3 protein-coding genes and 1 pseudogene are annotated in these 2580 nt (G+C 74.2%); 2 read left to right on the forward strand and 2 right to left on the reverse strand.

Annotated elements, in window-relative coordinates:
- Positions 1-240 (reverse strand): annotated as a pseudogene (locus tag Q0A33_RS07080) (DNA polymerase IV); the annotation flags it as partial.
- Positions 241-269: 29 nt separating this feature from the next.
- Between Q0A33_RS07080 and Q0A33_RS07085 the strand changes: the two are divergent.
- Both Q0A33_RS07085 and Q0A33_RS07090 read left to right on the forward strand, forming a co-directional pair.
- A complete protein-coding gene (locus Q0A33_RS07085) occupies positions 270-821 on the forward strand; it encodes a hypothetical protein (protein WP_291794739.1) in 552 nt (183 codons plus the stop codon).
- Positions 818-1927, forward strand: a complete 1110-nt coding sequence (locus Q0A33_RS07090) for a polyprenyl synthetase family protein (protein ID WP_291794740.1) — start codon at positions 818-820, stop codon at positions 1925-1927. Before Q0A33_RS07085 ends, Q0A33_RS07090 begins: the two co-directional genes overlap by 4 nt.
- 24 nt (positions 1928-1951) lie before the next feature.
- Here the strand turns inward: Q0A33_RS07090 and Q0A33_RS07095 are convergent, their stop codons facing one another.
- Complete coding sequence (locus tag Q0A33_RS07095) at positions 1952-2308, reverse strand: Rv2175c family DNA-binding protein (RefSeq protein ID WP_291794741.1); 357 nt, start codon at positions 2306-2308, stop codon at positions 1952-1954.
- Positions 2309-2580: the final 272 nt, after the last annotated feature.

Below are 2580 nucleotides of genomic sequence, written 5' to 3' on the forward strand. Positions count from 1 at the left end.
CCCGATGGGCATCGCCGCGTGCACGCCGTACTCGCGCGCCACGTAGCTCGCGGACACGACGCCTCCGCGGCCGCCCCTGACGCCCACCACCACCGGCCTGCCGCGCAGCTCCGCGCGCGTGAGGCGCTCCACCGCCACGAAGAACGCGTCCATGTCGAGGTGGAGGATGACGCAGCCGGAGTCGTCGTCCCCCAGCAGTCCCAGATCGCCGCCACCGCGCGCCAGCTGCTTCCTGCTCACTCCCACCCCCGCGCTGTACCCTGGTGGGCATGATAGCCCGCACTTCCCGCACCGTGATCGTCACGCGCGCCGCCGCCTCCGCCGCGGTCGCCTCCGTCCTGCTCCTCACCGGCTGCGAGTCCGCCGGCTCCGGGCAGGACGCCGGCGCCGACAGCACGGAGTCCGCAGCCGCGGAGCAGACCGCCGGGTCCACCGAGGCCGCGGCGACGGAGGCGCCCGCGGAGCCCGCTGCGATGACGACCTCCGGCGCGCTCGTCGATGACTTCCCCGCCGCTGTCAAGCCCCTCGAGGACGCGGAGATCGTCTACTCCTCCGTGGAGCCCGGGGAGGAGGGCGAGGCGGTGAAGCTCAACCTCACGATGCGCACGGAGATGTCCGAGTCGGACGTGCTGAAGTTCTACGCGAAGACCCTCGAGGAGGCGGGCTTCGAGCCGACAGCCGACGCCTCCTCGGCGGACGGCATCACGAAGCAGACCTATCACGCGGACGAGGCGAGCCAGCTGCTCGCGGTGACGATCAACGCCGATCCCAACACCGACGGCGCCCTCCTCGTCTCCGTCGGCGGGACGGCCCTTCCGTGAGCCCTGCCGCCGCGCCCTCCGTGACACCGGCGCGCCCGCTCACCGCGCCCGAGGCCGTCCGCACCGCCGTCGACGCCCGCCTGCTGGCGTTCCTGGACTCCGCGGCGGCCGGGCTCCGCGAGGTCTCCCCCGTCGCCGACCGCCTCATGGAGCCGCTGCGCGCGTTCGCGAGCGGAGGCAAGCGGGTGCGCGCCATGCTCACCTGGTGGGGGCACGAGCTCGCCGGCGGCGCGCCCGGCGAGGCGATCGCCTCCGCGGCCGGCGCGGTGGAGCTCCTCCACGCGGCCGCGCTCGTCCACGACGACGTCATCGACGCCTCGGAGACCCGCCGCGGCGCCCCCGCCGTCCACGCCCGCTTCCGGCAGGAGCACGCGAGCGGCGGCTGGGACGGCGATCCCGCCCTGTACGGCACCTCGGCGGCCATCATCGCCGGCGACCTCTGCCTGGCCCTGAGCGAGGAGCTGTTCGGCACCACGGGTCTGCCCGTGACGGCGGAGGTGCGCGCGGCACACGACGCCCTGCGACGCGACGTGATGCTGGGCCAGTTCCTCGACATCGACCTCGAGGCGCAGCCGGTGCCGCGTGCGGAGCTCGCCGCCCGCGCCTCCGAGGTGCTCACGCACAAGACCGCCCTCTACACCGTGGTCCAGCCGCTGGCGCTCGGAGCGGCGCTGGCGGGAGCCGGTCCCGCGCTCCTGCGGGCCCTGCGCGCCTACGGACTGCCGGTGGGCCGGGCCTTCCAGATGCGCGACGACATGCTGGGGGTGTTCGGGGAGCCGGAGACGACCGGCAAGCCCGCCGGGGACGACCTCGTGCAGGGGAAGAAGACGCTCCTCGTCGCCGCGGTGCTGGAGCGCGCGGAGCCGGCCGAGGCCGACTGGTTCGAGTCCCGGCTGGGCGCTCCCGGACTCACCCCGGCCGAGCTCGCGGAGATGACTGCCCTCATCACCGCCTGCGGCGCCGCGGCGGAGATGGAGGCCCGGATCGAGGAGGAGCGCGCCGCGGCCGAGACGGGTCTCGCCGCTCTGCGCGAGCTGGGAGTCGCCCCGGAGAGTCTGCGCGCGCTCGGGGAGTTCGCGGACCGGCTCACGCACCGGAGGGCGTGAGCCCCGCGCGGACGAGCGGCCGGCTCAGAACGCGAGGGCCTGCGCGCGCCTGCGGATCTCCGTCTTGTTGCCGGCGCGGAGCAGGTCGATGGGGCGCCCGGGCAGCGAGTCGTCCGGGGTGAAGAGCCAGGCGATGGCCGCCTCGTCGTCGAAGCCTGCGTCCTGCAGCGTGATGAGGGTGCCCTTGAGGTGCTTCACGGGGAGGCAGTCGTCGTCGAGGAACAGCTCCGGCACCTGGAAGACGCTGCGCTCCCCCCGGCGGAGGCCGATCACGGCGCGCTCCTCGACGAAGCGGCGGACCTTGGAGATGCCCAGCCCCGAGCGCTCCGCGATGTCCGGGAGCGGGAGCCAGGCGTCGACGAGTTCATCTGTTCTGTTCACCCCTTCACCCTAACCTGCGAGGCGACGACACGCCCGCGGCGGTGCCCGGGATCCGCGGGCGGTGCCGGATACGCTGGAGACTCGTCTGCGCGATGCCGACTTCCCACCCACGGATCCCGGCTCCGCCGGCGCGATCCCGGACCCCGCACCAGGACGGACAGATGACCTCGACGACGGACCCCTCCGCGCACACCGATCACGGCCGCAGGCAGCTGCACTGGACGGCACTGCGGGAGGCGAGCCCGCTCGATGTCTCCGCGATGCTCAGCGAG

The organism is Brevibacterium sp., assembly GCF_022712115.1.
In the GTDB taxonomy this organism is placed as follows: Bacteria; Actinomycetota; Actinomycetes; order Actinomycetales; family Brevibacteriaceae; genus Brevibacterium; species Brevibacterium salitolerans.

What these genes read in the sequence shown, in the direction of transcription:
- Q0A33_RS07085 (WP_291794739.1), top strand. Translation starts at nt 270, where the DNA reads ATGATAGCCCGCACTTCCCGCACCGTGATCGTCACGCGCGCCGCCGCC.